27 protein-coding genes and 1 riboswitch are annotated in these 25,875 nt (G+C 69.7%); of the genes, 16 read left to right on the top strand and 11 right to left on the bottom strand.

The window, feature by feature from the left end; translation table 11 throughout:
- Nucleotides 1-352 precede the first annotated feature (352 nt).
- The 5 genes from AC5020_RS01875 (at nucleotide 353) to AC5020_RS01855 (ending at nucleotide 5,588) form a co-directional block, all read left to right on the top strand.
- Nucleotides 353-1,672, top strand: coding sequence for an ATP-grasp domain-containing protein (locus AC5020_RS01875; RefSeq protein ID WP_464987007.1), 1,320 nt, complete (start codon nucleotides 353-355; stop codon nucleotides 1,670-1,672).
- A gap of 99 nt (nucleotides 1,673-1,771) precedes the next feature.
- The gene (locus AC5020_RS01870) at nucleotides 1,772-3,793 is read left to right on the top strand and encodes a CocE/NonD family hydrolase (protein ID WP_494564380.1); all 2,022 of its coding nucleotides are present in this window, start codon (nucleotides 1,772-1,774) and stop codon (nucleotides 3,791-3,793) included.
- Nucleotides 3,794-4,151: 358 nt separating this feature from the next.
- Nucleotides 4,152-4,358, top strand: coding sequence for a zinc ribbon domain-containing protein (locus AC5020_RS01865; RefSeq protein ID WP_464987005.1), 207 nt, complete (start codon nucleotides 4,152-4,154; stop codon nucleotides 4,356-4,358).
- A gap of 98 nt (nucleotides 4,359-4,456) precedes the next feature.
- A complete protein-coding gene (locus AC5020_RS01860) occupies nucleotides 4,457-4,672 on the top strand; it encodes a CsbD family protein (RefSeq protein WP_377015679.1) in 216 nt (71 codons plus the stop codon).
- A 271-nt stretch (nucleotides 4,673-4,943) separates the two neighbouring features.
- On the top strand, nucleotides 4,944-5,588 hold the full coding sequence (locus tag AC5020_RS01855) for a dihydrofolate reductase family protein (protein WP_464987004.1): 645 nt from the start codon (nucleotides 4,944-4,946) through the stop codon (nucleotides 5,586-5,588).
- Nucleotides 5,589-5,652: 64 nt separating this feature from the next.
- Here AC5020_RS01855 and AC5020_RS01850 read toward each other — a convergent pair whose 3' ends face one another.
- Nucleotides 5,653-6,201, bottom strand: coding sequence for a CPBP family intramembrane glutamic endopeptidase (locus AC5020_RS01850; RefSeq protein WP_464987003.1), 549 nt, complete (start codon nucleotides 6,199-6,201; stop codon nucleotides 5,653-5,655).
- Between the two features lie 60 nt (nucleotides 6,202-6,261).
- On the bottom strand, nucleotides 6,262-6,423 hold the full coding sequence (locus AC5020_RS01845) for a hypothetical protein (RefSeq protein WP_377015670.1): 162 nt from the start codon (nucleotides 6,421-6,423) through the stop codon (nucleotides 6,262-6,264).
- A gap of 208 nt (nucleotides 6,424-6,631) precedes the next feature.
- Between AC5020_RS01845 and AC5020_RS01840 the strand changes: the two genes are divergently transcribed.
- Entirely contained in the window at nucleotides 6,632-7,309 is a 678-nt protein-coding gene (locus AC5020_RS01840; RefSeq protein WP_464987002.1) for a hypothetical protein, read from the top strand.
- Between the two features lie 96 nt (nucleotides 7,310-7,405).
- A complete protein-coding gene (locus AC5020_RS01835; protein WP_464987001.1) occupies nucleotides 7,406-7,609 on the top strand; it encodes a hypothetical protein in 204 nt (67 codons plus the stop codon).
- 31 nt (nucleotides 7,610-7,640) lie between these two features.
- Here the strand turns inward: AC5020_RS01835 and AC5020_RS01830 are convergent, their stop codons facing one another.
- The 3 genes from AC5020_RS01830 to AC5020_RS01820 form a co-directional block, all read right to left on the bottom strand.
- Nucleotides 7,641-7,955: a DMT family transporter gene (locus tag AC5020_RS01830; RefSeq protein WP_464987000.1), complete on the bottom strand. Its 315-nt coding sequence runs from the start codon at nucleotides 7,953-7,955 to the stop codon at nucleotides 7,641-7,643.
- Nucleotides 7,956-7,965: 10 nt separating this feature from the next.
- A riboswitch (guanidine-III (ykkC-III) riboswitch) is annotated at nucleotides 7,966-8,033 on the bottom strand.
- 293 nt (nucleotides 8,034-8,326) lie between these two features.
- The gene (locus AC5020_RS01825) at nucleotides 8,327-8,830 is read right to left on the bottom strand and encodes an SRPBCC family protein (RefSeq protein WP_464986999.1); all 504 of its coding nucleotides are present in this window, start codon (nucleotides 8,828-8,830) and stop codon (nucleotides 8,327-8,329) included.
- Nucleotides 8,827-9,195 carry an ArsR/SmtB family transcription factor gene (locus AC5020_RS01820; RefSeq protein WP_464986998.1) on the bottom strand — a complete coding sequence of 123 codons (369 nt, stop codon included), beginning with the start codon at nucleotides 9,193-9,195 and terminating at the stop codon, nucleotides 8,827-8,829. Before AC5020_RS01820 ends, AC5020_RS01825 begins: the two co-directional genes overlap by 4 nt.
- Nucleotides 9,196-9,427: 232 nt before the next feature.
- Between AC5020_RS01820 and AC5020_RS01815 the strand changes: the two genes are divergently transcribed.
- On the top strand, nucleotides 9,428-11,692 hold the full coding sequence (locus tag AC5020_RS01815) for a GMC oxidoreductase (RefSeq protein ID WP_464986997.1): 2,265 nt from the start codon (nucleotides 9,428-9,430) through the stop codon (nucleotides 11,690-11,692).
- A 159-nt stretch (nucleotides 11,693-11,851) separates the two neighbouring features.
- The gene (locus AC5020_RS01810; protein WP_464986996.1) at nucleotides 11,852-12,613 is read left to right on the top strand and encodes an SDR family NAD(P)-dependent oxidoreductase; all 762 of its coding nucleotides are present in this window, start codon (nucleotides 11,852-11,854) and stop codon (nucleotides 12,611-12,613) included.
- A gap of 180 nt (nucleotides 12,614-12,793) precedes the next feature.
- On the opposite strand, the gene AC5020_RS01805 is transcribed toward AC5020_RS01810, so the two are convergent.
- Entirely contained in the window at nucleotides 12,794-13,804 is a 1,011-nt protein-coding gene (locus AC5020_RS01805; RefSeq protein WP_464986995.1) for an aldo/keto reductase, read from the bottom strand.
- 217 nt (nucleotides 13,805-14,021) lie between these two features.
- On the opposite strand from AC5020_RS01805, the gene AC5020_RS01800 reads away from it, so the two are divergent.
- Nucleotides 14,022-14,771 (top strand): GntR family transcriptional regulator, encoded by a 750-nt coding sequence (locus tag AC5020_RS01800; protein WP_464986994.1) that lies wholly within the window; start codon nucleotides 14,022-14,024, stop codon nucleotides 14,769-14,771.
- Here AC5020_RS01800 and AC5020_RS01795 read toward each other — a convergent pair.
- Nucleotides 14,722-15,432 (bottom strand): sugar isomerase domain-containing protein, encoded by a 711-nt coding sequence (locus AC5020_RS01795; protein ID WP_464986993.1) that lies wholly within the window; start codon nucleotides 15,430-15,432, stop codon nucleotides 14,722-14,724. The genes AC5020_RS01800 and AC5020_RS01795 overlap by 50 nt on opposite strands.
- A complete protein-coding gene (ulaA, locus tag AC5020_RS01790; protein WP_464986992.1) occupies nucleotides 15,429-17,333 on the bottom strand; it encodes a PTS ascorbate transporter subunit IIC in 1,905 nt (634 codons plus the stop codon). The genes AC5020_RS01795 and ulaA overlap by 4 nt, the downstream gene beginning before the upstream one ends.
- Before the next feature lie 547 nt (nucleotides 17,334-17,880).
- Here ulaA and AC5020_RS01785 point away from each other — a divergent pair.
- Genes AC5020_RS01785 through AC5020_RS01770 form a run of 4 tightly spaced genes read left to right on the top strand, consistent with a single transcriptional unit; the run spans nucleotide 17,881 to nucleotide 21,573 of the window.
- Nucleotides 17,881-18,858 carry an ABC transporter permease gene (locus tag AC5020_RS01785; protein ID WP_377019742.1) on the top strand — a complete coding sequence of 326 codons (978 nt, stop codon included), beginning with the start codon at nucleotides 17,881-17,883 and terminating at the stop codon, nucleotides 18,856-18,858.
- Nucleotides 18,855-19,817 carry a carbohydrate ABC transporter permease gene (locus AC5020_RS01780; RefSeq protein WP_377792726.1) on the top strand — a complete coding sequence of 321 codons (963 nt, stop codon included), beginning with the start codon at nucleotides 18,855-18,857 and terminating at the stop codon, nucleotides 19,815-19,817. Before AC5020_RS01785 ends, AC5020_RS01780 begins: the two co-directional genes overlap by 4 nt.
- The gene (locus AC5020_RS01775) at nucleotides 19,814-19,945 is read left to right on the top strand and encodes a hypothetical protein (RefSeq protein ID WP_464986991.1); all 132 of its coding nucleotides are present in this window, start codon (nucleotides 19,814-19,816) and stop codon (nucleotides 19,943-19,945) included. The genes AC5020_RS01780 and AC5020_RS01775 overlap by 4 nt, the downstream gene beginning before the upstream one ends.
- Complete coding sequence (locus AC5020_RS01770) at nucleotides 19,942-21,573, top strand: extracellular solute-binding protein (protein ID WP_464986990.1); 1,632 nt, start codon at nucleotides 19,942-19,944, stop codon at nucleotides 21,571-21,573. Before AC5020_RS01775 ends, AC5020_RS01770 begins: the two co-directional genes overlap by 4 nt.
- A gap of 30 nt (nucleotides 21,574-21,603) precedes the next feature.
- Here AC5020_RS01770 and AC5020_RS01765 read toward each other — a convergent pair whose 3' ends face one another.
- On the bottom strand, nucleotides 21,604-21,735 hold the full coding sequence (locus tag AC5020_RS01765; protein WP_464986989.1) for a hypothetical protein: 132 nt from the start codon (nucleotides 21,733-21,735) through the stop codon (nucleotides 21,604-21,606).
- A gap of 252 nt (nucleotides 21,736-21,987) precedes the next feature.
- Between AC5020_RS01765 and AC5020_RS01760 the strand changes: the two genes are divergently transcribed.
- Together AC5020_RS01760 and AC5020_RS01755 are read left to right on the top strand one after the other, a co-directional pair.
- Entirely contained in the window at nucleotides 21,988-22,953 is a 966-nt protein-coding gene (locus tag AC5020_RS01760) for an ABC transporter ATP-binding protein (protein ID WP_464986988.1), read from the top strand.
- Nucleotides 22,950-23,693: an ABC transporter permease gene (locus AC5020_RS01755; protein ID WP_464986987.1), complete on the top strand. Its 744-nt coding sequence runs from the start codon at nucleotides 22,950-22,952 to the stop codon at nucleotides 23,691-23,693. Before AC5020_RS01760 ends, AC5020_RS01755 begins: the two co-directional genes overlap by 4 nt.
- 149 nt (nucleotides 23,694-23,842) lie before the next feature.
- Here AC5020_RS01755 and AC5020_RS01750 read toward each other — a convergent pair whose 3' ends face one another.
- Nucleotides 23,843-24,916, bottom strand: coding sequence for a PQQ-dependent sugar dehydrogenase (locus AC5020_RS01750; RefSeq protein WP_464986986.1), 1,074 nt, complete (start codon nucleotides 24,914-24,916; stop codon nucleotides 23,843-23,845).
- Nucleotides 24,917-25,082: 166 nt separating this feature from the next.
- Nucleotides 25,083-25,679, bottom strand: coding sequence for a hypothetical protein (locus AC5020_RS01745; RefSeq protein ID WP_464986985.1), 597 nt, complete (start codon nucleotides 25,677-25,679; stop codon nucleotides 25,083-25,085).
- Between the last annotated feature and the right edge of the window lie 196 nt (nucleotides 25,680-25,875).

Here is a 25,875-nt window from a genome sequence, read left to right as displayed (position 1 = left end):
CTCGACGTGGTCGACGTCGACGAAGTTCTCGATCGGGACCATCACCGGGGCGATGTCGCCGAGCTCCTGGAGGTAGCTCTGCTGGGCGACGACGATGTCGGGGTGGTCACCGCGGGCGGAGGCGACGTCGGTGGGGGGGGTGGTGGGGGGTGGTGTTTTTGGGGGGGGGGGGGGGGGGGGGGGGGGGGGGGGGGGGGGGGGGGGGGGGGGGCGGGGGGGGCGCGCCCCCCCCCCCCGCGCTCGCTGACCGGCCGGTCATAGCGCCTTTACGCGGCCTGCCCTCTCCCGCACTATGAGGGCACCGGGCTCTGCTGACGCGAGCACCCCGCACCACGGTCGAAGGAGATCGAACATGACGCGCCACGTCTTCGTCCTCGGGCTGGACCAGCACAACCTGGAGATCCTTCGCCGCCTGCCCGGCGCCGCGGACCTCGAGTTCCACCGCCTGCTGGCGCGCCGGGACCTGCAGTCGACCCACATCGACATCCACGAGCTGCTGCACCGGGCGGAGGAGGAACTGCGCGACGCCGCCGATCCGATCGACGCGATCGTCAGCTTCTGGGACTTCCCGATGGTGGAGATGGTGCCGATCCTGTGCTCCCGCTACGGGCTGCCGTCGGCCGACCTCCGGGCGGTGCTGCGCTGCGAGCACAAGTACTGGGCGCGGCTGGTCCAGGCCGACGCGATCGAGGAGGTACCCGCGTTCGGCCTGCTCGACCTCGACATCCCCGAGCCGGTGCTGCCCGAGGGCATGAGCTATCCGGTGTGGATCAAACCGGTCAACTCCGCGTCGTCCGAGGGTGCCTACCGGCTCGAGGACGACGCGGATCTGCGCCGCCACCTGCCGGACGTGCGCGCCGTCATCGACCGCCTCGGGTCGCCGTTCCAGGACGTGCTGGACATGGTCCCGCTGCCCCCGGAGATCGAGCGCATCGGCGGGCAGGCCTGCCTGGTCGAGGCCGCCGTGAGCGGGCGTCAGATGACACTGGAGGGGTTCAGCCACGGCGGCGAGGTCGTCGTCTACGGCGCGATCGACTCCTTCGACTACCCGGACAGCTCGAGCTTCCTGCGCTACCAGTACCCCTCATCGGCTCCGTGGGAGATCCAGAAGCGCCTCAGCGACATCGCGCGAGCGGTGATCACTGCGACGGGGCTGACCGACTCCACCTTCAACGTCGAGTTCTTCTGGAACGAGAGCACCGGCGCGATCAACGTGCTCGAGGTCAACGCGCGCCACTCCCAGTCCCACGCTTTGCTGTTCGAGATGGTCGACGGTGTCTCGAACCACCAGGCCATGCTGGATGTGGCCTTCGGCCGCACGCCGCAGCTGCCCCACCGCACCGGCCCCTACGGGATGGCCGCGAAGTGGTTCCTGCGCGTCTTCCGCGAGGACGGGATCGTGCGCGCGGTCCCCTCCGGCGAGCAGATCGCCGAGCTGGAGCGCGAGCTGCCCGGCACCACCATCGAGGTGACGGCGGTGGTCGGCGAGCGCCTCTCGCAGCGGGTCTCGGAGGACGCCTACAGCTACGTGATGGCCACGATCTTCACGGGCGGGGACGACGAGGCCACCATCACCCGTGCCTTCCAGCGCTGCGTGGAGGCGCTGGACTTCCGGATCGACGAGGTCGCCGCCGACGGGACGACGATCTCGGACTCCGGGCTGGAGCTGTGACGAGCGCCCTCGAGCCGGGACGAGCGCTCAGGCATTGACCAAGGGCCGGAAACGCGACGAACGGACCAGAATCGTGACGAGAGGAGACGTGGAGACCGGATGAGGACCGTGACGAGCTTTCCGCACGAGGTCACCGAGACCGAGCACCTGTGGATCGAGATGTCCGACGGGACGCGCCTGGCGGCGCGGATGTGGCGGCCGGTCTCCTCGGACACCAAGCCGGTGCCCGGGATCCTGGAGCTGATCCCCTATCGCAAACGCGACCTCACCGCCCAGCGCGACTCCATCCACCATCCCTACATGGCCGGGCACGGCTACGCCTGCCTGCGGGTGGATCTGCGCGGCAGCGGCGACTCCGAGGGGGTGCTGACCGACGAGTACCTCGAGCAGGAGCTGCGCGACGCCGAGGAGATCCTGGCGTGGATGGCCGAGCAGCCGTGGTGCTCGGGCCGCACCGCGATGATGGGCATCTCCTGGGGCGGGTTCAACGCCCTGCAGGTCGCGGCCCGTCGGCCCCCGAGCCTCGGCGCGATCGTCACCGTGTGCTCCACCGATGACCGCTACACCGACGACGTCCACTACATGGGCGGCTGCCTGCTCACGGACAACCTCTCCTGGGCCTCGACCATGTTCGCCTACAACGGCTGCCCGCCCGACCCGGCTGTGGTGGGCGAGAGCTGGCGCGAGATGTGGCTGGAGCGGCTGGAGAACAGCGGACTGTGGCTGGATACGTGGCTGCGCCACCAGCGGCGCGACGACTACTGGCGCCACGGCTCCGTGATCGAGGACTACTCGGCGATCGAGGTGCCGGTGCTCGCCGTCAGCGGCTGGGCCGACGGCTACTCCAACGCCGTCTTCCGCCTGCTGGCCGGCCTGGACTCCCCGGTGCGCGGCCTGATCGGCCCGTGGAGCCACAAGTACCCACACCTCGGCGAGCCCGGACCGGCCATCGGGTTCCTGCAGGAGATGGTCGACTGGTGGGATCACTGGCTGAAGGACCGGCGGGACAACGGCGCGATGGACCGGCCGGCGCTGACGATCTGGATGCAGGACCACGCCCCACCGGCCACCACCTACGAGGAGCGGCCGGGCCGCTGGGTGGGCGAGAGCTCCTGGCCCAGCGACCGCATCGAGCCGACGCACTACCCGCTGGGCTACTACCGGATCCACCCGCCCGGCTCCGACCCCTCCAGCCCGCCGCGATCGGTGCGCTCGCCGCTGTCGGTGGGGCAGTTCGCCGGCAAGTGGTGCTCGTACAACGCCCCGCCGGACATGCCCTACGACCAGCGCGAGGAGGACGGCGGCTGCCTGGTCTTCACCTCCGACGAGCTCACCGAGCGGCTCGAGGTGCTGGGCTCGCCGATGGTCTCGCTGGACGTGGCCGTGGACCAGCCGATCGCGCAGGTCATCGTGCGGCTCTCGGACATCGCGCCCGACGGCGCCTCCACCCGCGTCAGCTACGGGGTCCACAACCTCACCCACCACACCGGCTCCGACGACCCCAGCGAGCTGGTCCCGGGCGAGCGGCAGACCGTGCAGGTGTGGCTGAACGGCATGGCGCAGTCCTTCCCGGCCGGACACCGGCTGCGGGTCTCGATCTCCACCTCGTACTGGCCGGTGGTGTGGCCGCCGCCCGAGCCCGTGCGGCTGACGATCCACCCCGAAGCCAGCGAACTGGTGCTGCCCGTGCGTCCCCGCCCGGAGGACGAGGTCAGCCCGCAGTTCGGCGAGCCCGAGGGGGCCGAACCGCTGGCCACGACCCGGTTGGAGCCGGGCAACCACGAGTGGAAGGTCAGCCGCGACCTGGTCGAACTCGCCGGCCGGCTGGACGTGGTCAAGGGGCTGGGCACCGTGCGCTTCGACGACATCGACCTCACCGTCAGCCGCGACGCCCACGAGACCTACAGCTTCGTGGGGACCGACGTGAACTCGGTGCGCGGGGAGACCCTGTGGGACATCGGGTTCTCCCGCGGGGACTGGGCAGCGCACACCACCACCCGCACCGTGCTGACCTCCACGCCCACCGACTTCCACGTCTATGCCGAGCTCGATGCCTGGGAGGGGGTCGAACGCATCCACTCCCAGACCTGGAGCACCACCATCCCCCGCGACTACGTGTAGGGGCGCGGGGCCGCGGACGCCCCGCGAGCACCCCCTCCCCCCGCCACTACGTGAAGGGGCGCGGGGCAGCAGGCGCACCGCGAGCACCCCCTCGTTGAGGCCGTTTACGCGGGGTCCAAGCGGCCTCTACGAGGGGGTGCTCCCCTGGCGAACCGGCCGGGGCCGCGTGCACCGCGGACCGCCTCGCATCAGCGCGTCCCGCACCTCGTGGCCATACCGCCGTAGTTGCCGGTCTGCGACCCTTATTCCGACCACTGCGGCGGTATGGCGACCAGAATCGTTCGCCCGGGGCGGCTGACGGGGCGCCGCACTGAGCACCTCAAACGGAGCACGTCGACACAGCCACCAGGAGCACGCCATGTTCTTCATCTTCTCCATCGCTCCGAAGGAGCGGGACCTCGGCCCGGGAGCGACGCGCACCTGCCCGCGCTGCCACAACACGGCTCAGTGGATGCGCCGCAAGTCCTTCCAGCAGTTCACCCTCTTCTTCGTCCTCCCCGTGGCGCGCTGGGGCCGGCGGGAGTACGAGCAGTGCCCCATCTGCGGAGCGACCCTCGGGGCGTGAGGCCCCGCGCGACCACCCGGTCGAGAGTGCTTCGGTGTGGTTCGTATAGTGGGCGGCCAGAACGGAATGCATGTTCGCGTCGACACCAGGAGGCACCGATGAGTGCAGACGAGAAGTTCGAGAACGCGAAGGACAAGGTGACCGGCCAGGCGAAGGAAGGCTTCGGCAAGGCCACCGGTGACAAGGAAGCAGAGTCCGAGGGCCAGGCGCAGCAGACCAAGGCCGCCGCCAAGGACAAGGCGCAGGATGCCCGGGACGCCGTCAAGGGCGCCCTCGACGGGCTCCGCGACGACAAGGGCGACGGCTCCCGCTGACCAGCGCCCACGACCGGCGCCCCCTCCCGCGCGCTCCCGGACGACGCGCGTTGGGCGCCACGGTGGCGGCTCCACCTCGGTGGGGCCGCCACCGGTGTGTCCGGCCCCTTCCACGGTGGCCGCTGATGTGCGGCGGGCCGACATGGCGCGGCAACGGCCGACCGGCATCGTCGCAGGATCGGACAACGCCAGGCGCCTGCGAAGCTCTAGTCTGAGTCGACGCATACCCGTTCGCGACCCCCGCCGCGACGACGCCCGAAGGAAGCACGCGATGACCCAGCGAGTCCGAGTCCAGAACTTCAACGTCTCCCGCGATGGCATCGGCGCCGGCGAGAACCAGACCCTGGAGCGGCCCTTCGGCGAGGTGGACCCCGGCGACCTGTTCGGCTGGGCCGGCGCCACCGCAAGCTGGGTCAACCGCACCGATCCCGGCGGCACCCGCGGCATGGAGGACTACATCACCCGCGACTTCGCCCGGAACATCGGCGCAGAGATCATGGGCCGCAACAAGTTCGGCCCCATCCGCGGGCCCTGGCCGGACTTGGAGTGGGAGGGCTGGTGGGGCGAGGAGCCCCCGTTCCACTCCCCCGTCTTCGTCCTCACCCACCACCCGCGGCCGGACCTCACCCTCGGCGAGACGACCTTCCACTTCCTCGAGGCCACCCCGCACGAAGCGCTCGAGCGCGCCAAGGAAGCGGCCGACGGGAAGGACGTGCGCATCGGCGGCGGCGTCACCACTCTCCGGGAGTTCCTCGATGCGGACCTCATCGACGAGATGCACGTGGCCGTCTCCCCCACGGAGCTGGGTACCGGGCTGCGGCTGTGGGACCGGCCCGAGGATCTCACCGATCGCTTCCACCTCGAGAAGGTCACCCCGCCCAGCGGCATCACCCACTGCTTCTTCTGGCGGCGCTGAGAGGCCGAGAGCGACGCCGACCATCTCCGAGGTCAACGGGATGGTCGAGTGAACTGACGGGGCCTCACGCCCCGATCGCGCCCTCCATCAGGTGAACGAACAGGACGATGACCGGCCCGCCGAGCAGGAAGTTGTTCAGGGCGTGCATCAGCAGCACGTGCCAGATGTTGCGCGTCCACAGGTAGACCAGGTTCATGACCAGGCCCGCGCCGGCGTAGGCGAGCGTCAGCAGCCAGTGCCCGTCGAAGTTGTTGACGTGGATCAGGCCGAAGACAAGGGCGTTGCCCACCACCAGCAACGCGGCCAGGGCGGCCTTGTTCCACACCGGGAACTTCATCAGCAGGGTATGGCGGAAGGTGAAGTCCTCGACCAGCGCGGTCACCGTCGGCCCGAGGGAGGCGAACAGCACCACCCCGAAGGCGATCGACGCCTGTTCGGGCACGACGCTCTCCTCGGTGAGGTCCGCCCCGGACAACGGTCGCAAGATCGCCCCCAGCAGGGAGATCACGATCTGGATGACGACCATGCCGACGAGGATGAGCCCCAGCGAGCGCCACTTGGCCCGCCACATGGCCCGCCAGTGCCGGGCCAGCAGCTCGCGGTTGGCGATCACCAGCACGATGAACAGAAGGATCCGGATGCTGGTGTCGGAGATGGCGAGGACGGTGGTGCTCTAGGTCGCCGCCTCGACCAGCCAGCCGCCCAGGAAGATCAGGGGGACGGCCGCGATCGCGATCCAGTCGCGCAGGGCCCAGTGGGCGGTGGTGGGCAGCTCTTCGGCGCGGACCAGCTCGAGGAAGCCGGGTCTATGAGGGGAGGAAGGGGATGCGCTCATGTCCCGACCCTATGTGCGCAGCTGCCGGATCGGAGGCGTTTCGACCTGGCATGGCGCGCGCCGATCGATCTCGACCGACTGCCCGGATCCCGAGAGGAGCCCACGCGACTGCGGCGGGGACGAGCCGTCGCGCTAGCGTGGCCGCGCGATGGGGGACGCCGCACGGGCGCTCCGGCCGGTACCGGTGGAACCGACGAGGAGAGAACGCATGGGCCTGTTCAATTGGCTGCGGGGACGACGCACAGAGCGCGGTGACGCGGGTGCGTCGCCGAGCGCCGGCCAGGCGCCGGACGCCCCGGGAACGTCGCGCAACACGGAGGCATCGCGCACCGCTGAGACGCCGGGCGCCACTGAGACCTCGGGCGCCGCACAGTCCTTGAGCGTCGAGGAGAAGCTGCGGCTGCTCGAGGAGGCCGGGATCCCACGGCGCGAGGGCGTCGACGTCTCCGTCTTCGACGATCCTCTCATGGAGGATTCCTGGGAGTACTTCCTGGGCGCCGAGGGCCCGGACCCGGCCGACGACCGCTACGACGTCGGCGCCTTCTGGTACGTCTACGCCGTCCCGGATTCTCCGCTCGATGATCCGAGCTCTGACTGGCCAGACGTGGTCAAGACCCTCGCCGAGGTGCTCCGCCACACTGGTGAGCCCGAGGTCGAGACGCGACTGGATGAGGACGGGGACGGCCACCTCCTCATCACGGTCGACGGGACGCAGCACGAGATTCCCGTGGAGGGCATGGGCAAGCATCTCGACCTCATGGCGCTCGGAGAAGCAGCCGATCTCTTCACGCCGGAGGACCGTGAGTACATGGCCGTGGACGACGTGTGGCTGTGGCCGTACGCCTCCTCCGTCGGCCGTCTGCAGGAGGTCATGCAGGCCGGCTGAGGGCGATGGATGCGCAGGGCTCCCCCGCCGACGGACAATGGTTGCGTTCCTACACGAGTCGGGGGCGCCCCGACACGAGAGAGAGGCTGGTCGCCCATGATCACCGTGCTGATGTGGATCGGAATCGTGATCGCCGCGATCGGCGTGATCCTCCTGGCGCTGTCCAGCCGCTGGGTGAAGTCCTGGGGCGACCAGTACGCCACGACGAACATGCCGGCCGCCTGCCTGGGCTGGCTGCTGCTCGCCGTCGGCTTCGCCCTGCTGGTGGGGCCGGCCGTGTTCACGGGGCAGCTCAGCTAGCCGGGGCCTGCCGAGAGCGGCGTTCGGTTGCTCAGTGGACAAGCTTGAGCCCCACGACCCCGCCGATGATCATCAGCAAGAACAGAACCTTCGTCACCGAGATCAGCTCTTCGCCGGTGGCCATCGCATAGACGACGGTGAGCACTGCGCCGATGCCCACCCATACCGCGTAGGCGGTGCCGGTGGGCAGGTCCTTCATCGCATAGGTCAGGCCGGTCATACTCGCGGCCAGGGCGAGGAAGAACACCAGGGTGGGGGCGAGCCGGCTGAAGCCCTCGGACTTCCCCAGCGCGGTGGCCCACACCGCTTCGAGCATCCCGGAGAGCACCAGAACGAACCACGACATCACAGCCTCCTGCGGGCCGTCTTGTCGCACTCCGGGTACGGCACCCCTCGTCCGGGAGCCCGATTCGCCGGGCTCACTGCCAAGATCGCACGCCTGGTGGCCGGCGACAACGTCAGGCGCATCACCGCGCGGTCACCGCCAGCGACTCGTGCGACCGCCTCCGGCCATCAACCGTCGGCGGGACACCTCCGACCGCGACCGTCGGCGGGACGCCTCCGACCGTGACCGTCAGCGGGACGCCTATCGCACCTGCCGCGTTATATGCAGGGCAGATGCGATAGGCGTCCCGCGCATGGACAGCCGCGCCCGGATGGGTCGTCCGTGATCATGCTCGAGGGCGGCCGACGGGGTGGCTCCCGGCCGCCGCGCGGTCATCGCGCGAGGGACTCGTAGTACTCGCTCATGGACGGGTAATAGCTGTGCCAGTCGACGTCGTCGGCGTCCTCCCCCTCGAGGGTGCGGGCGAGCCGGTCGAGGTAGTACTCCCAGCCCGGCCCGACGCTGCCGAGGGGGTCGTCGCCGAGCGCCTGGGCGAAGACCACGGTGGTGATGCCGTCCTCGTGGCTCAGCTCGAACCGCAGATGCCAGGCGCCGTCGCCGACGCTGGTGTCCGCGGCGAAGCGGTGAGGCGGGCTGCACTCCGTGATGGCGAATTCTTCGGGCTCGACGTCGTCGCCCTCGGCGGTCATGAAGAACGTGACTCTGCCCGTGGCCGGGTCACCCTCCCATCTGCCGATCCACCGCTGGAGTCGCTCGGGCTCGGTCATCGCGGCCCAGACGTCGTCGATAGGGGCTCGAAAGCGGCGCTCGATGCGGACCTCACGTCCGTGGGGCCCCTCCCCCAGCTGTCCGTTCGGTTGCGGCGTGGCGTTCATGCGGAGTTCTCCTGTCGGTGATCCTGTCTCGCGGGGCGGTCACGCACGGTTCGGCGCACTTCCAGCTCGAGCGCGTCCAGATGATGCTCGGAGACCGGCGGCGCTGGCTCCGGGGGCGAGGCGATCCGCTCGACCAGATCGCGAACCGGTTCCAGTCCCTGGGCTCGCAGCGCGTAGAAGCGCTGCCGCCCGTTCTGCTGCACGTCCAGCACGCCTGCCTCTCGGAGCACCTTCAGGTGGCGGCTGATCGCGGGCCGCGAGATGGTCTCCGTCCGAGCCAGGTCCCCGGCCGTATGCGCACCGTCGGCGAGCTGCAGGAGCAGGCGGCGGCGCGTCACGTCCGCCAGAGCGTCGAACACGTCCATACGGAAAGCGTAACACTGCGGTTACGCATAGAGCGCCGGTTCGGCCGATGTGTGGACGGGCCCGCACCGGGGAGGAAGACTGACGACCGAGCGCCGGAGCACGTCTGCGGACACTGGCCGCTGCCCCGCGGCGGGCACACCTCAGCGTCCGCCGATCCGGCGGCTCTACGATCCCCAGGACACGGGAGGACGGCGAGCAGTCGGGCCCCGTGCGGCAGCGAGGACACTGATCATGGCTCAGCACTACGACGCGGACGCGATCGTCGTCGGCAGCGGCTTCGGCGGAGCAGTCGCCGCGGCCCGCCTCGCGCAGGCGGGACTGTCCGTGATCGTGCTCGAGCGCGGTCGCCGGTGGGCCCTCGGCGAGTTCCCGCGCCGGCCCGAGCTGGAGGACCGCTGGCTGTGGCGGGCCGGCCAGGGCCTGTACGACGTCCGCTGGCTGGACACGATGGGCAGTGTGCAGGCGGCGGGTTGGGGCGGCGGCTCCCTGGTCTACGCCAACGTCTTCTCCCGCCCCTATGAAGGCGTCATGGACGAGCGGTGGCCATCGCACCTGCGGCGCGAGAGCCTCGACCCGTACTACGAGCTGGCCGGGCACATGATGGGCATCGCCCCGGCCGGGGACGATCCGGCGACCGGCAGGCCCGCCCCGCGCACCTCACTGATCGAGCAGATGGTCCAGGGCATGGACATCCCGGCCACGGTGCGCCCGAATCTCGCCGTGACCTTCGGGGATCCCGAGACATGGCTTCCAAACGCCCACGGGGTGCCGCGGCGCGGATGCGCTTTCGTGGGCGAGTGCATCATCGGCTGCAACCACGGTGCGAAGAACACCCTGGATGTCACCTATCTCGCGGTGGCCGAGCAGCACGGGGCCCGCGCGGTCACCGACGCCGAGGTCCGCCGGATCGAGCTCGTTCCCGGCTACGGCGGTCCCGCCGACGCTGCGGATCAGGCGGCCACCCCCGATCCGTCAGGCCTATCGGGCCGCGCAGGCTACGCGGTGACCACCACTACCCCGTCGGACCCGTCGGCCCCGCCCCAGGCCTGGACGGCGCCGCGGGTCGTGCTGGCCGCCGGGGCGGTGGCGACCAACGAGCTGCTGCTGCGCGCCCGCGATGTCCACGGCACCCTGCCCGACCTCTCGCCGCTGCTGGGCCGGGGATTCTCCGGCAACGGCGACTTCCTGACCCTCGCCGAGATGCCGCGGGATGCCGCGGACATGACCACGGGCCCGACGATCACCACCACGACTGTGCTGTCCGTGCCCGAGGGCAGGCGGTCGGTGTGGTTCCAGGTGCAGGACGGTGCGATCCCGCCTCCCCTGCAGGAGCTCTACGACGCGCTGCTGCCGGGGCGCACCGTCCGGCGCTGGTGGAAGCACCTGCGCGGCAGCGACCCCACGCGCACCTTCGCGCTGCTGGCCATGGGCCGGGATTCGGCCCGGGGCACGCTGCGGTTGGACGAGACGGGAGAGGCGGCGCTGAGCTGGAGCAATCGCTGGCAGGCTCACCTGTACCGCTCGCAGCGTCGGGTGGGGCCGCTGGTGCGGCGGCTGCTGGGCGGGCGACAGTACAACCCACCGACGTGGTCGCTGCTGCGGCGCACCATCACCGTCCACCCCCTAGGCGGGGTGCGCCCCGGGGCCGACGCGGCATCCGGCGTGGTCGATGACATCGGCCAGGTGCACGGCTATCCCGGCCTGTACGTGATGGACGGGTCCGTGGTGCCCGCCGCGACGGGCGTGAACCCGTCTGCGACGATCCTGGCCGGCGCCGAGCGCGCCATCGAGGCGGTGATCCGGGCGGCCGGGCGACCCGAGTGGCGCGCCCCCGAATGGGGCGCGGTGCAGGCGACTCCCGTGCCGGAGGACGGCGCCTTCGCCCATGCGGCGGCCGCGCGCGAGGCGACCAGGGGCGACGGGGTCGTCTTCGCCGAACGCATGGCGACGCCGTCGGGCACGAGAGCCCGGGCGGAGCTGCGCCTGCGCGCAGAGGTCCGCAGCATGGACAGGTTTCTCACCGACCGCACTCACCCGATCGCCGTGCACGGCACGATCGATCTCGAGGGCATCGCCACCGGCGCAGAGACCGCCGGCACGCTCTCGCTGTTCCCGCGCGGGGGCGATGAGGCCATGCGGTACTCGCTGGAGTTCGCCGACGACGCAGGCAGGCCCCGCCGGCTCACGGGCGTCAAGCACACGTCCGGCCGCCACCCGCTCGCGCTGCTGTCGGGGCTGACGACGCTGCACATCGAGGTCTCCCCCGCCGACGGGGCCGACGGGACCGAGTGGGTGGCCGACGGGGCCGACGGGCAATCCGTCCGGACGGTGCTGAGGATCAGCGCACCGGACCTCGTCCGGCTCCTGACCTCGATCCGGGGGCAGGGCTTCACGCGGGCCCGACGGCTGACCGCAGCCGGGCGCTTCGCCGGGTTCTTCGCCCGCTCTGCGCTGGCGCGGCCGAGACGCCGGGTCGCAACTGCCGGCCCCGAATGAGCGACGGCATCCGGGCCTGGGCGGCCCCATCCGCTGCACAGACCGGCCGGGCCCGGATGCGGACACCGCACAGCCGCCCCATGCGCGAGGATGACACTGCGATCGACCACCCGCCAAGATCGACCACCCGCGAGCGACCACGGAACGAGGCAGCCGAGAATGAGATGCGCACTGGTCACTGGAGCCTCCCGCGGGATCGGGCGCGCGACGGCGATCGCCCTGAGTGAGCGCGGAGACCGGGTGGCCGTCCACTACGGCGCCGACAGGGCCTCGGCGGAGGAGACCCTCGCGCAGCTGCACGGCCAGGGCCACATTCTCGTCGGCGGCGACCTCTCCGACCCCGAGACCGCTCGCCGCGTCGTCGAGGAGGCCGAGGCCGGGATGGGGCAGATCGACATCCTCGTCAACAACGCCGGCATCGCGCCCGGGGAGGCCACCTCCCACCGCGTCGACGAGGTCGACTACGAGACGTGGCAGCAGCGCTGGAGGCGGATGGTCGACGTCGATCTGAGCGCACCGGCGAACCTGACCTATCTCGTGGCCAGTTCACTCATTGCCCGCGGCGCCCAGGGAGTGGTCGTCAACGTCGGCTCCCGCGGCGCCTTCCGCGGCGAGCCCGACGCCCCGGCCTACGGAGCGGCGAAGGCCGGGCTGCACGCGTTCGGGCAGTCCATGGCCCTGGCCCTCGCGCCGCACGGCATCGCCGTCGCATCGGTCGCGCCCGGCTTCGTCGACACCGAGCGCCAGCAGCCCAAACTCGACGGCGAGAACGGTGATGGCCTGCGGGCCCAGAGCCCCTTCGGGCGGGTGGGAACCGCCGACGAGGTCGCCGCGGCGATCCTCTACCTCACCTCACCCGAGGCGCAGTGGGCCTCCGGGGCGATCCTCGATCTGAACGGGGCGTCGCACCTGAGAACCTGAGCACCGCGACATGCGCCAGAGCATCGCGCGGAGCCGTCAGCGCGACCACCGGGGGTCCAGTCCGACGCCGCGGTGAACGTACTGGCGGCCGTCGCGTTGAAGGAGGTCCAGGCTTGCGTGGCGGCTTTATCCAGGACTCCGGGTTGCGCACCGGGAGCAGCGCCCCATGGCTGATCGCTGTCAGGCCGCGGGAACGGGCGCTCCAGGTGCAACGATCTTTTCCTGCTGCAGTGCTGTCCAGAATTCTGCGGGGACCCGCTCGGTCACAGCGGCGATATCCTCGAGCACGTGTTCGGGACGGGTGGCCCCCGGTATGACCGCGGCTGTCGCCGGATGCGCCAGAGAGAACTGCAGCGTCGCGGCCTTGACGCTGACACCGAATTCCTCGGCGAGGCGCCGGACACGCACGACCTTGGCGCGGGTCTCCTCGGAGGCCGGGGCGTACTCGAAGTGCTCCCCTCCGGCGAGGACGCCGGAATTGTAGGGGCCACCGACGACCATGTCCACGCCCTGGTCCACAGCTTGCGGCAACAGGCGACTGAGGGCCTTCTCGTGATCCAGCAACGAGTATCGGCCGGCCAGCAGGAACGCGTCCGGCTGAGGCTCCTCGAGGGCGAGCGTCAGCTCCACAGGTTCGACCCGGTTCACACCAAGACCCCAAGCGCTGATCACGCCTTCCTCCCGCAGCCCGGCCAGGACACGGAAGGCGCCGGTGCGCGCGGACTCGTAGGCGGCCAGCCAGTCGTCGCCATGGAAGTCCTGAGCGATATCGTGAACCCACACGATGTCCAGCCGATCGGTCTGCAGGCGCTCCAGACTGTCCTCGATGGAGCGCAGCGTGGCATCGGCGGTGTAGTCGTTGATCATCGTGTTGGGGCGGCCGTCAGCGAAGATGCCACCCGTCTCAGCTTGATCACGACCGGCCGCGTCCTCAGTCTCATCCAGGATGAGGCGCCCGACCTTGGTGCTGAGGACGTACTCATCCCGGGGTCGCCGTGACAGGGCCTCTCCCAGCCGGATCTCTGAGAGACCGGCCCCGTAGAACGGGGCCGTGTCGAAGTAACGCACTCCGCCGTCCCACGCCTGATCAACAGTGGCTGCGGCGTCCTCCTCGGGGACCGCACGGTACATATTCCCCAGCGGCGCGGTCCCGAAGCCCAGTCGCCCGGGCAGAAGAGTCCTGATGCCCATCGTTCACCCTCCTCGATCACACGGGGTCAGCTGGCAGTCGCCACAGAGTTGCTCGCCTGTCCTCTGCCGACCTCATGCGGAGCCTAGGAACGGGCGGAGAGCCCCGTCAACGATCCGACCGGGCTTCAGACCAGGAACCGATCCGTACGCCGACGCCGTCGAGATCATCTCGACCCCGTGTCCAGGGCCGCGGCACGCACCGTGCGAAGATCGGCCCATGACCGACCGATCCAAGTTCCGCGCCCTGGTGGAGGAGCTGCGCGCTCAGATCGAGGCGCTGCCCGTCGGCACCTCCGTGCCCAGCGAGCGGGCTCTCGCGGCCGAGAGCGGCGTCTCGCGGATGACGGCACGCCGCGCGCTGGATGAGCTGACGCGGGAAGGCCGGCTGGTGCGTGAGGTGGGCCGGGGCTCGTTCGTCGCACGCCCCGCCGTGAACCTGCCCCTGCACCTGACGGGGTTCACGGAGGACATGGCCGCCCGCGGCATCCGCGCGAGCTCGCGGGTGCTCAGTCTGGTCGAGGCGCCTGCCGACCCCTTCACCGCCGAGGCCCTCGGCCTCGGCGACGGCGCCCCGGTGGTGCGGCTGGACCGCGTGCGCCTGGCCGACGAGCGGCCGATGGCCATCGAGCGCACCGCCCTGGATGCCAGCGTGGTCCCGGGATTGGCCGAGGTCGACTTCTCGACCCAGTCGCTGTACAGCGTGCTGGAGTCCCGCTACGGCGTGCGGTTCGACGCCGGCGAGCAGACGATCCGCGCGGCGATCATCCGCCCCGAGGACGCCGAGGAGCTCGGGGTCGAGCGGGGCTCGGCGGCGCTCGAGTTCGTGCGTGTCTCCGGCCGCGGCGGGCAGGCGATCGAGCGCACGGTCTCGACCTACCCCGGCGACCGCTTCGAGCTCTCCGCGCAGATCGCGCCGGTCACAGCTCAGGAATCCGGGGGGCGAAGTGCTCTACGAGTGCGGCGTTGAACTCATCGGTCCCGGCCACGTTCGCGCTCTTCCACCGCGGCACCTCCGGGGCGATGGTGTCGATCCGCCGCAGGATCGCCGTCCACAGGGAGGCCGTCACCAGGGTCGAGGCGGGCGCAGTGACGGGCTCCGACGGCGGCCAGGTCACATCCCCCGCCGGCACCTGCGTGTCCAGGACGATGTCGGAGAGCTCGAACAGCCGGCCCTCGGCGCGCTGGGGCGCGGTGCGGCTCGCCTGGACGGAGGTCATGGCGATGACGGTGGCGCCGGCCCGTCGGCCCTGCTGCGCGATCTCCACCGGATAGGGGTTCACGCCGGAGTTGGAGAAGATCAGCACGGTGTCCTGCGAGCTCACCCCGGCGCGTTCGGCCACGGCCTGACCGAGCCCCGCCTCCCGTTCGGCGGCGGTCGAGGCGCGGGCCCCGGCCAGCGGCAGCACTCGCTGATCCCACAGGGGCCGGACGAAGGCGAGGCCCCCGGCCCGGAAGAACGTCTCCATCACTGCGGCGAGGGAATGCCCAGCCCCGGCGGCGTACAGCAAGCCGCCGTCCCGGCCCGAGGCGGCGACGGCCTGCGCAGATGCCTCGATCCCGTCCCGGTTGTCCTCGACCACGCGGGTGAGCATGCTCGTGAGGTCGTCGATCATCGGGTCCTCGCTCATCGCCATCCTTCTTTCTGCAGCGCCTCGGAGATGCGGCTCTCGACGTGGTCGACGTCGACGAAGTTCTCGATCGGGACCATCACCGGGGCGATGTCGCCGAGCTCCTGGAGGTAGCTCTGCTGGGCGACGACGATGTCGGGGTGCTCACCGCGGGCGGAGCCGACGTCGGTGTGGCGCATCGTCGCCTCGATCCCCATGCGGTCCAGCGCTTTCTCGGCCGTGGTGCGCAGGATGAGGCTCGAGCCCATGCCCGCCCCGCACACGGCGAGGACGTCCAGCGGGCCGGAGGGCGCGGTGGGTGTGGGCGCGGAGGCCGACGGGCTGGTCGCGGCGTCGGCCCTCGGAGCGGCGTCACCGTCGGCCGTCGGGGCGGCGCCACCGTCGGCCGTCGCGGTCCGCCCCTCCGCCGCGGCGGTCGCACCGACCGTGGCGGGCTCGCCGCGGTGGCTCTGCGGGGCGTCGGTGCCGGTCGAATCGGTGCCGGTCGGGTCGGCACCGGTGGAAGCGGTGGCCTCGGCCGGGGCGCGGCGGCCCAGGGCGACGAGGATCGCGATGGTCACCAGGAGTGTGACGGCGGCCAGCACCCAGATCGCCCAGGTTCCCAGTGGCGAGAGCAAGGAGCCGAGGCCGATCAGTGCCCAGCCCACCGCGTACCAGTCGGCGTCGGCCAGCGTGGCGATCTCCGGCGCGGTGCCCGCGTACAGGCCCCAGCCGATGGCCTGGCCGATCGCGAGCACGATGCCGTTGAGGATGCCGCCGAAGATGGCGCCGCGCCAGCCGGCGACCGCGTTGCCGAACACGCCGCCGGCGCCGCCACCGAAGAACAGCATGATCATCGGCGGGACGAGGACGAACCAGCCGGTGGCGGCGAAGATCAGCATCAGTGCCAGGAACACCACGGTTGAGACGAGGAAACCGATCATCACGGCGGTGGGGGCGCGGGTGAAGGCCACCGGCAGGTCCAGGGCGGGCTTCGTGCCCGGCAGTGCCTTCTCCGAGAGCCCCTTGAAGGCGGGGACGATCTCGGCGAGGAACATGCGCACGCCGAACAGCAGGATCGCGATGCCCGCGGCGAAGCGCAGCGCCTGCAGCACGGCCCAGACCCACGGCAGCAGGGTCTCATCGCCCATCTGCTCCGCGACCACGCCGGAATCGGCGAACAGGATCGCCACCAGCATGATCACGCCGATGATCGTGGCGGTGGAGACGTTGATGTCCTTGAAGAACGAGACCGGCTTGGGCAGGCGCACCCGCTCGGAGTCATGCTGCTCAGGGTCGCCGAGCCTCAGGGCGCGCGCCCCGTACCCGGAGGCCACGGCGATCAGGGAGTCGGTGTGGCCCAGGCCCACCTCGTCATCGCCCATCACCTTGCGCATCAGCGGGCGGGTCCACAGCGGCTGGAGGACCCAGTAGCAGCCGATGAGGATCGAGCCGACTCCGGCCAGCACCCAGCGGTTGACGTCGCCGAAGGCCTCCACCAGCGACGCGGAGATCACCACGGACATCCAGTACATGAGGTGGCCGGTGAGGTAGACGAACCGAGCGGCGGGGAAGATCCGCACCAGTGCCAGGTGGACCACGAAGCCGCCGGCGATGATCAGCGGCACGACCGAGCCGGCGCCGGCGGTGAAGTCGGCGAGGGTGGAGGTGGCCTCCGGCGGGTCCAGGCCCATGGCGCTGGAGACGATGGCCTGGAAGCTCGACAGTCCCCCGGTGAAGATCTCCACGCCGATGTTGAGGATGACCACGCCGATGGTGGCGCGCAGCGCCCCGGCGACGACCTCGTCGAACGGCTTGCGCTGCAGGATCAGGCCGACCAGCGCGATGAGCCCGATGAGGATGGAGACCTGGGCGAAGAGATTGTCGGTGATGACGCGTATGACGTCTTCGAAGGTGTTCATGGGCGCGCTCGCTCCTGGACGACGGGGCGGCAGGCGATGCCGCCACTTGATCCGGAAATGGTATAGCCCACTTGGGGCGGTGGCAACGGGGCGGCTCGGCGCGACGGTGCCCGGCAGGGCGAGCATGGATCACGGCGACGGGAACGCGGGGGCCGTCGTGCCGCGACCCGGAACTCGCCAGCCGATGACTCCCGGCAGGCCGCCACCTCCGCCACATGCGCACGATCCGAAGACACGAATATTCTCGCCGGGTAAGCGAATTCCCAGCTCAGCAAGCCCCCAGAGATTCCATCGATGACCTGCCGACGCACCCGTCGAGCGCCTCTCCGTGCTATCCGCGACCCCGCCAGACGCCCGTGAGGCAACTTCTGGCAACCCGTCGAACACCATGCTCTTCTCACGTAGGAAATGCCGTGCTTCACATCACAGCACCGCCCCGGAGCGCAAAGGAGCCGCTCACGGGAGGCACCTTCGGCACGATCACCCGAGACGACAGCAGGGTGCACGCGCCTCCCACGACGACATCTCATCGAGGAGAACGTCCGCCATGGCCGTCATCGAGAACCAGGCCCCGCCCCGCGAGGCCTCATCACCTCCGCTGGAGCGAAGATCCAAACCCACCCTGTGGCGCCGCATCCTGCGCGACCGCATGGTGCTGGTGCTCGCCGTACCCGGCATGCTGCTGCTGATCGGTTTCCAGTACTACCCGCTATTGGGCAACGTCATCGCCTTCCAGGACTACCAGCCCTACCTAGGAATCCGCGAGAGCCTCTGGGTGGGATTCCAGAACTTCGAGATCCTGGTCTCGGGCGACCCCGCGTTCCTGAATGCGCTACGCAACACCTTGATTCTCACGCTGATCCAGTCGGTGCTGATCTTCCCGCTGCCGGTGGTCCTCGCCCTGCTGCTGAACAGCCTGATGTCCAACAAGATGCGCCAGATCGTGCAGTCGATCCTGTACCTGCCTCACTTCTTGTCCTGGGTGATCGTGGTCGCGATCTTCCAGCAGATGCTGGGCGGTTCCGGCCTGATCAACAACGTGCTGCGTTCGCACGGGCTGGCGACGCTGGACATCATCGGCAACGCCGACATCTTCAAGGTGCTGCTGACTTCACAGGTGATCTGGAAGGACACCGGCTGGGCCACGATTCTCTTCCTGGCCGTGCTCTCGGGCATCGACAAGGCGCTGTACGAGGCCGCGGCGGTCGATGGGGCCTCGCGCTTCCGGCAGATGTGGCACGTGACGCTGCCGGGCCTGCGCCCCATCGTGATCCTGCTGTTCATCCTCCAGCTGGGCAACTCCCTGACCGTCGGGTTCGAACAGATCATCCTGCAGCAGCAGGCGGTGGGGATCGACGCCAGCGAAGTGCTCGATACCTACGTCTACAACGAAGGCATCGCCGGCGGCCAGTGGGGTCCTGCTGCCGCCGTGGGCCTGGTCAAGAGCGCGCTGGGCCTGTGTCTGGTCCTGGCCGCCAACAAGGTCGCCCACGCCTTCGGCGAGGAAGGGGTCTACAAGGCATGACCGCCGATACCCGCATCCCTGACAGCCCCGATACCTCCGGTGCGCCCCCGCGCACCCCCGCTCGCGCCCAGGTGCGACGCCGCAGCCTGCAGGACACCGCGAGCCCGCTCGAGAAGGCGCTCAAGGCCGTCGTGCTCACGGTCATCTGCGCCCTGGTGATCATCCCCTTCATCGGGATCGTCTCCACTTCGGTGGCCCCGGCCGATCAGGTCACTGAATCCGGCGGCTTCGTGCTGCTGCCGCGCGAGATCGACCTGACGGCATACCGTTCGATCCTCTCCGGCGGCGTGGTGGCGCGCTCCCTGGTGATCTCCATCGGTATCACCGCCGTCGGCACCTTCATCAGCCTCGCGCTGACCGCCATGCTGGCCTGGGCCCTGTCCCGCCGCGGCACCGTGGGCAATCGCCCGATGCTGCTGCTGGTTCTGATCAGCCTGCTGTTCTCCCCCGGCCTGATCCCGACCTACCTGGCCGTCCGCCAGTTCGGGCTGATCGATTCCTATTGGGCGCTGATCCTGCCGACGGCCGTCAGCGCGTTCAACGTGATCGTGGTGCGCTCGTTCTTCGCGAGCCTGCCCCAGGAGTTGATCGACGCCGCGAAGATCGATGGCGCCTCGGAGTGGCAGATCTTCCGCCGGATCGGCCTGCCGCTCTCCCGTGCGGCGCTGGCCGTGATCGGGCTGTTCTACGGCGTGAACTACTGGAACGCCTTCTTCAGCGCCCTGCTCTACCTCAACGACGCCGCGAAGTGGCCGCTGCAGATGGTGCTGCGCACCTACGTGGTCAACGGCACCGAGATGGGTACCACCGAGATGGGCACCGTGATGGAGGCTGCACCTCCGCAGACCACGATCCAGATGGCGATCCTGGTGATCTCCATCGTGCCGATCCTGTGCGTCTACCCGTTCCTGCAGCGCCATTTCGCCAAGGGCGTGCTGACCGGGGCGGTGAAGGGATGACCGACTCGTCCATGCCGCCCGGCGCCCCCGCACCGCGCACACTCCCCGACCGCTACCGTTCCCATTCGGGCCGCACCGTCCTCGCGCCGGCCCGTCGGCCGCTGACCGACCCGGAGGCCCTGCGATGACCGCACCCACCCGACGCTCTCTTCTCACGGCCGGCGCCCTCGGAGGGGCCGGCGTCCTCGCAGCCTGCAGCAACGAGGGCCGCGGGGGCATTCCCGCAGAATTCGCCAATGCGCCGGTCGAGCTGCCCGACCACATCCCGTTTGAGGGCGCCACGCCGGATCTTCCCGGTGACGCGGAGTCCGGCCTGATGGACGGGTACTTCGAATACCCGGCCGAGCCACGGGTCTCGACGTCCGGAACTCCCGGTGATGGCAAGGAGATCGCGTCACTGGTGCGCACCGATTCCCCGGTCCCGCCGTCGGTCTCCCGCAACGCGTTCTGGCAGGAGTTGAATTCGAGACTCGGCTCGGATCTGCGACTGAACATCGTGCCGGGCCCGGACTGGGAGCAGAAGTTCGCCACGATCGTCGCCGGAGATTCGCTCCCCGACCTGTTCTGCGTCGACAGCGGCACCCCGCAGCTGCCCCAGTTCATCGACGCCTCGGCCGTGGATCTCACCCCGCACCTGTCCGGCGCCAAGATCGCCGACTACCCGTTCCTGGCGAACATCCCCACTGAGACGTGGAGGCCGACGGCGCTGAACGGGAAGATCATGGGCGTGCCGATCCCTCGCGGGGTGATGAGCACGTTTATCCTCTACAAGCGCCAGGACCTGCTGGAGGCCAAGGGGATCACCGAGGACCCCAACGACTTCGAGGAGTTCCTGGATCTGTGCAAGGAGCTCACCGCACCGCAGGAGAACGTGTGGGCGCTGGGTTCCGTGCCGCTGGATCTCATCCGTCAGATGCTCGGCATTCCGAACACCTGGATGGAGCAGGACGGTTCGCTGATCAGGAACTTCGAGCACGAGGCGCAGCGGGAAGCCCTGGAGGCCGCGCGGCGCCTGGTCGAAGCCGGTGTGCTGAACCCGGACACGTTCGCCGCGCAGGGCAACGATGTGAAGAACTGGTTCGGTTCGGGGCGCAGCTACTTCACCTGGGACACCTTCTCGGCGTGGCCGCAGTTCCACCGCGAGCAGACCTCCGGCGAGGACTTCGCGATGGCGGCGATGCGCACGCCCGACTACGACGGCACGGGCGGGACCGCCTGTTCCTGGCTGTCCAATCCCACCTACGGGATCTCGGCGATCCGGAAGGACGCCGAGGACCGGGTCGAGACATTGCTCAGCGTGCTGAACTGGCTGGCGGCCCCGTTCGGGACGGAGGAGTACCTGTTCCGGGTGTACGGCAGCGCGGGCGTGCACTATGACCTCGACGGGACCGACCCGGTCCTCACCCAGCGCGGGACCAGTGAGACCCCGCTCGGCTTCCGCTATCTCACCGATGCGCCGTGGCCGATCTACGTGCCCGGCAATCCGCAGTCCACGCAGAACTGGTACGACGGCCAGAAGGTCGCCGTGGGGTATGGCTCCGCAAACCCGACGCTGGGACTCTATTCGGAGACCGACACCGAGCGCGGTGGAGCCATTACGGGCCGCATCGACGACCTCACCAGCGACATCCTGCAGGGCCGTAAACCCGTCGACGCCTGGCCTGACGGCGTGAAGACCTGGAAGGCCGAGGGCGGGGACCAGATCCGCGACGAGCTCGAGCAGGCGATGGCGGATCGGAAGGGGTCGCTGGACTGACGCTGCAAGGTCGGGTGCCCCGTCCGGAGATCACCTGCTCTCGGTGCCGCCGGTCTCCTCATCCTCAACCCTCACCAGCCCGCTCGCCCCGTCGATCGTGATCAGCTGCCCGATCCGCTCGATGTCGCCGGGGTCGAGGTCGGTCAATGGGATCACGGTCATGGCGCATCCTCCTCGGTGCCCTCGCCCGCCCTCGCCCGCGGAGGACCACCGCATCCTTGCGATCGCGGCCGAGGTGTCCGGACATACGACACCTGGGCCGCCCCGGGGGTCAAGGGATCCCGGCGCGATGATTGACCGCCGGCACGGGGAACCCGGATCCGGCGTGAGCCGCTGCCGCATCCACTGATCGGTTGACCCCGTCGCCGCCGGTTGCCGGATCCGAGAGCGCCTCGCAGCCTCCACGCTGAGAACATGCACGCAGAACCGACCCCGCGCGAGCCAGCCGTCTTCGACGGACCGGCCGTTGTCGTCGAGGGACTCCGCAAAACCTACGGCGACAAGGTCGCCGTCGACGACGTCAGCTTCACGGTGGCCCAGGGCGAGATCTTCGGCATCCTCGGCCCCAACGGCGCCGGCAAGACCACCACCGTCGAGGCGATCGCCGGGCTGCGCAGCAGCGACGCCGGCAGCATCCGAGTGCTGGGTATCGATCCGTGGACGCAGCATGATCGCCTCGCCCGGGTGCTGGGCATCCAGCTGCAGGAGAGCAAGCTCCAGCCCAAGATCACCGTGCGCGAAGCCCTGCAGCTGTGGTCCACCTTCTACGACGACCCCGCGCCGTGGCAGGACCTGGCCGAGCGAGTCGGCATGAGCGAGCACCTGGACCGGCGTTTCGCCACGCTCAGCGGCGGCCAGCAGCAGCGCCTGTCCGTGGCGCTGGCGCTGGTCGGCCGGCCGGAGGTGGCGATCCTGGATGAGCTCAGCACCGGCCTGGACCCGCGGGCCCGGCGGGAGGTGTGGGACATGGTGCGCGGCCTGCGCGACAGCGGCGTGACCATCCTCCTGGTCACCCACGCCATGGACGAGGCCCAGCAGCTGTGCGACCGGATCGCCATCTTCCAGCACGGGCGCCTGGCCGCACTGGACAGCCCCGACGGCCTGATCAGCGCGACCGCGGCGGCCACGGTCACCTCCTTCCGGGCCGACGCTCCCGTGGACCTGGAGGCATTGCGAGACCTGCCCGACGTCGCCGCCGTGCAGACCGACGCCGGACGCATCCTCGTCCACGGTCAGGAAGGCGCGGCGCTGGCGGTGGTGCGCCACCTCGAGCAGGCCGGCGTCACCCCGCGGCAGCTGCGCGTGGTCGACGGGTCGCTGGATTCGGCCTACCTCGACCTGACCGACGAACAGCCGCATCACGCCGAGGAGCCCGCATGACGTCCGCATCCGCCGCCCTGATCCGCAACGAGGCACGGCTGTATCTGCGTGAGCCCATGGCCTGGTTCTGGGTGATCGCCTTCCCCACGCTCCTGCTCATCGTCCTGGGCTTCATCCCCACGTTCCGGGAAGCCGATGCCGATCTCGGCGGGCAGACGGTCATCGGGCTCTACGTTTCCATCTGCACCCTGCTGTCGATGGTCATGGTCGGAGCCACCGCCATGCCGATGACGCTGATCGAGTACCGCTCCAGCAGGATCCTGCGCCGGCTGCGCACCACACCGGTCAGCCCCCTCACGATCCTCGGCGCGCAGGCTGTCGTGTTCGGCGTCTCCGTGGCGATCGCGGCCGCGCTGTGCCTGACCGTGGGCCGGCTCGCCTATGGCGCTCCGCTGCCGCAGCACCTGCTGGGCTGGCTGGTGACGTTCGTCCTGGCGCTGGCGGCGATGCTGGCCACCGGCGGTGTGATCACCGCGCTGACGCCCAACGCCGCCGTGGGCAATGTGGTCAGCATGATGGTCATGCTGCCCACGATGTTCACCACCGGGGTGTGGTTCCCGGTCCAGACGATGCCGCAGACGCTGCAGACGCTCGTGCACTGGACGCCGATGGGTGCCGCGACCGAGGCGCTCAACCAGGCGACGATGGGCACCTTCCCCGATGCCATGTATCTGCTGGTGGTGGCCGGGTGGACGCTCGTGCTGTCCGTCATCGCCGTGCGCACCTTCCGGTGGGAGTGAGCGCCGGATCCCAGCCCGGGGGCCGACGGTGACCCCCGACTTGATGTTGGTGCCGTCCACCAGCCGCTCGAATGCCTGCTGCGAGTCGTGCAGCTCGCAGACCCGTTGATCGCGGTCGCGAGGTCCAGTCGTACCGAACGGTCTTCGCGCTATGCGCCGTGCAGGCGGATGACCCGATCATCATCATCGCCGGGGTCGCCGCGGCCATCGGTGTTGTTCGTGAGCACCCACAGCAATCCGTCGGGACCGACGACCACGTCGCGCAGTCGGCTGTCGCCGACCAGCAGTTCGTGGGGCACGACCTGGCTGGATAGCGACTCGACGCGCAGGCGCTGACCGCGGAGGTTGGCGATGTAGAGGGTCCCGCCGCTGATCGCGATGCCGCTGGGGCTCGCCTCATCCGGGGACCATTGCTGGATAGGGTCGCGGTAGTCCTCCTGCTCCGCGATGCCTTCCGCCGCAGGCCAGCCGTAGTTCCCGCCGGGCTCGATGATGTTCAGCTCGTCCCAGGTGTCCTGGCCGAACTCGCTGGCGTACATCGTGCCGTCCTCGGCCCAGGCGATCCCCTGCGGGTTGCGGTGCCCGTAGCTGTACACGAGCGAACCGGGGAACGGATTGTCCGTCGGCACTCCCCCGTCGGGCCTCATCCGCAGGATCTTCCCGCTGAGGGCCTCGACGTCCTGGGCGCTGTCACGGTCCGAGGCGTCGCCGGTGGTTGCGTACAGCATCCCGTCGGGCCCGAACCCGAGCCGGCCGCCGTTATGGACTCCGGCCGACGGGATGCCGCCGAGCACGGTCGAGGCGGCTCCGAGCCCGAGTCCGCCGGATTCGCCGGTCAGCGGGCGGCGCTCGATGCGGTTGCCGTCCGAGGCGGTGAAGTACATGTACAGGTCGTGCTCGTGCACGGCGAGGCCGAGCAGCCCGCCCTCCCCTCCGGCGACGACGGCCTCGATGACGCCGACCTCGCGCGGGGTGCCGTCGGGGGCGAGTTCGAGGATCCGGCCGGAGTCGCGTTCGCTGACCAGGGCGGTGTCCCCGGTAAAGGCGATGGACCATGGGGCCTCGAGGCCGGTGACCAAGACTTCGCCGGTCTCGAGTGACAGTCTCTGCGAGACGGTGGCGCGTTCGGGACCTGACTCGTCAGTCGGTTCGGTGCACCCGCCCAGCACGGTGCCGGCAGCCAGCGCGCTGCTCAGCACGCCGAACTCTCGTCGGGTCGTCACGGCAGTGGCCCCTTCCGCTCGAGGCGAGCATCCGCCTCTCACGGTAGACCGTGGTCACGGCCATCGGGCCGCGCGATCGTGACTCAGCGCAGCACGCCCCGCGGGTCAGCCTCACCCAAGATCGCGCACCCCGGCGAATTCCGTGCGCCTCTGTTGCCGAATCTCCTCAGCGAGCGTCCTCGTCGGTGGCATCGACTCCCTCGGTAGCGACGGCAGTGCGCCGCGGCAGCACACCAGACATGCGCGCAGCATCGGCGGCGAGGACGGCGACGGTATCGGCGAAGGAGCCGATGGGCGCCTCCCACTGAGACGCGTACTGCGAGTTCGCGATGAGCCTCCCCGTGCGTACGTGGATGCGCACGAGGATCTGCTCGACCTCCTCGATGGTGGGGGCCTCGTGCTTGTCGAGTCGCGTTGTCACCTTGTCGACCGCGCCCCCGGACCATCCCTCGGCTCTGATATGCGCCGCGAGCACGTCCGAGTCGAATGCCTGGATGTCGTACCGCAGCGGGTGTCGCTGAGCATCGTTCTCCGCAGCGAGAGCTGAGAACCCACTAACAATCTGCGATTCGTAATCCGTCTTGGCCCAGCGCTCTTCGTCCTCGTGACGTCGCTTCGAAGCGGCTTTGCCGACATAGAGGTTATTGCCGTAGGGGTCGGTAAGCACGTAGAGATTGGCATCCTCGGCGGGCGCGCCCTCAAGGCGGATTCCCGCCCCGGCTGCGGTCCTGGTCAGTTGGCCGATCGTCATCAGCTGCGCCATGGAAGAATCCTGTCTATTCCCGCTCATCACGGATTGCGGTGGGTCAGGAGATCGCGGCGCTACTGCTTGCAGCTAATTTGAGCACGCCGCGGCACGCCGCCGCCTCGAATACCTATTGCCGCACCTCTCGGGAGAATCGGCGGACTAGATCCAGGCCGCCAGGGAGGTTGACCAGGGCAACGAACCAGATAATTCC

Source organism: Brachybacterium sp. SYSU DS0246 (genome assembly GCF_059391765.1).
This window is presented reverse-complemented; position numbering and strand designations above follow the sequence as displayed.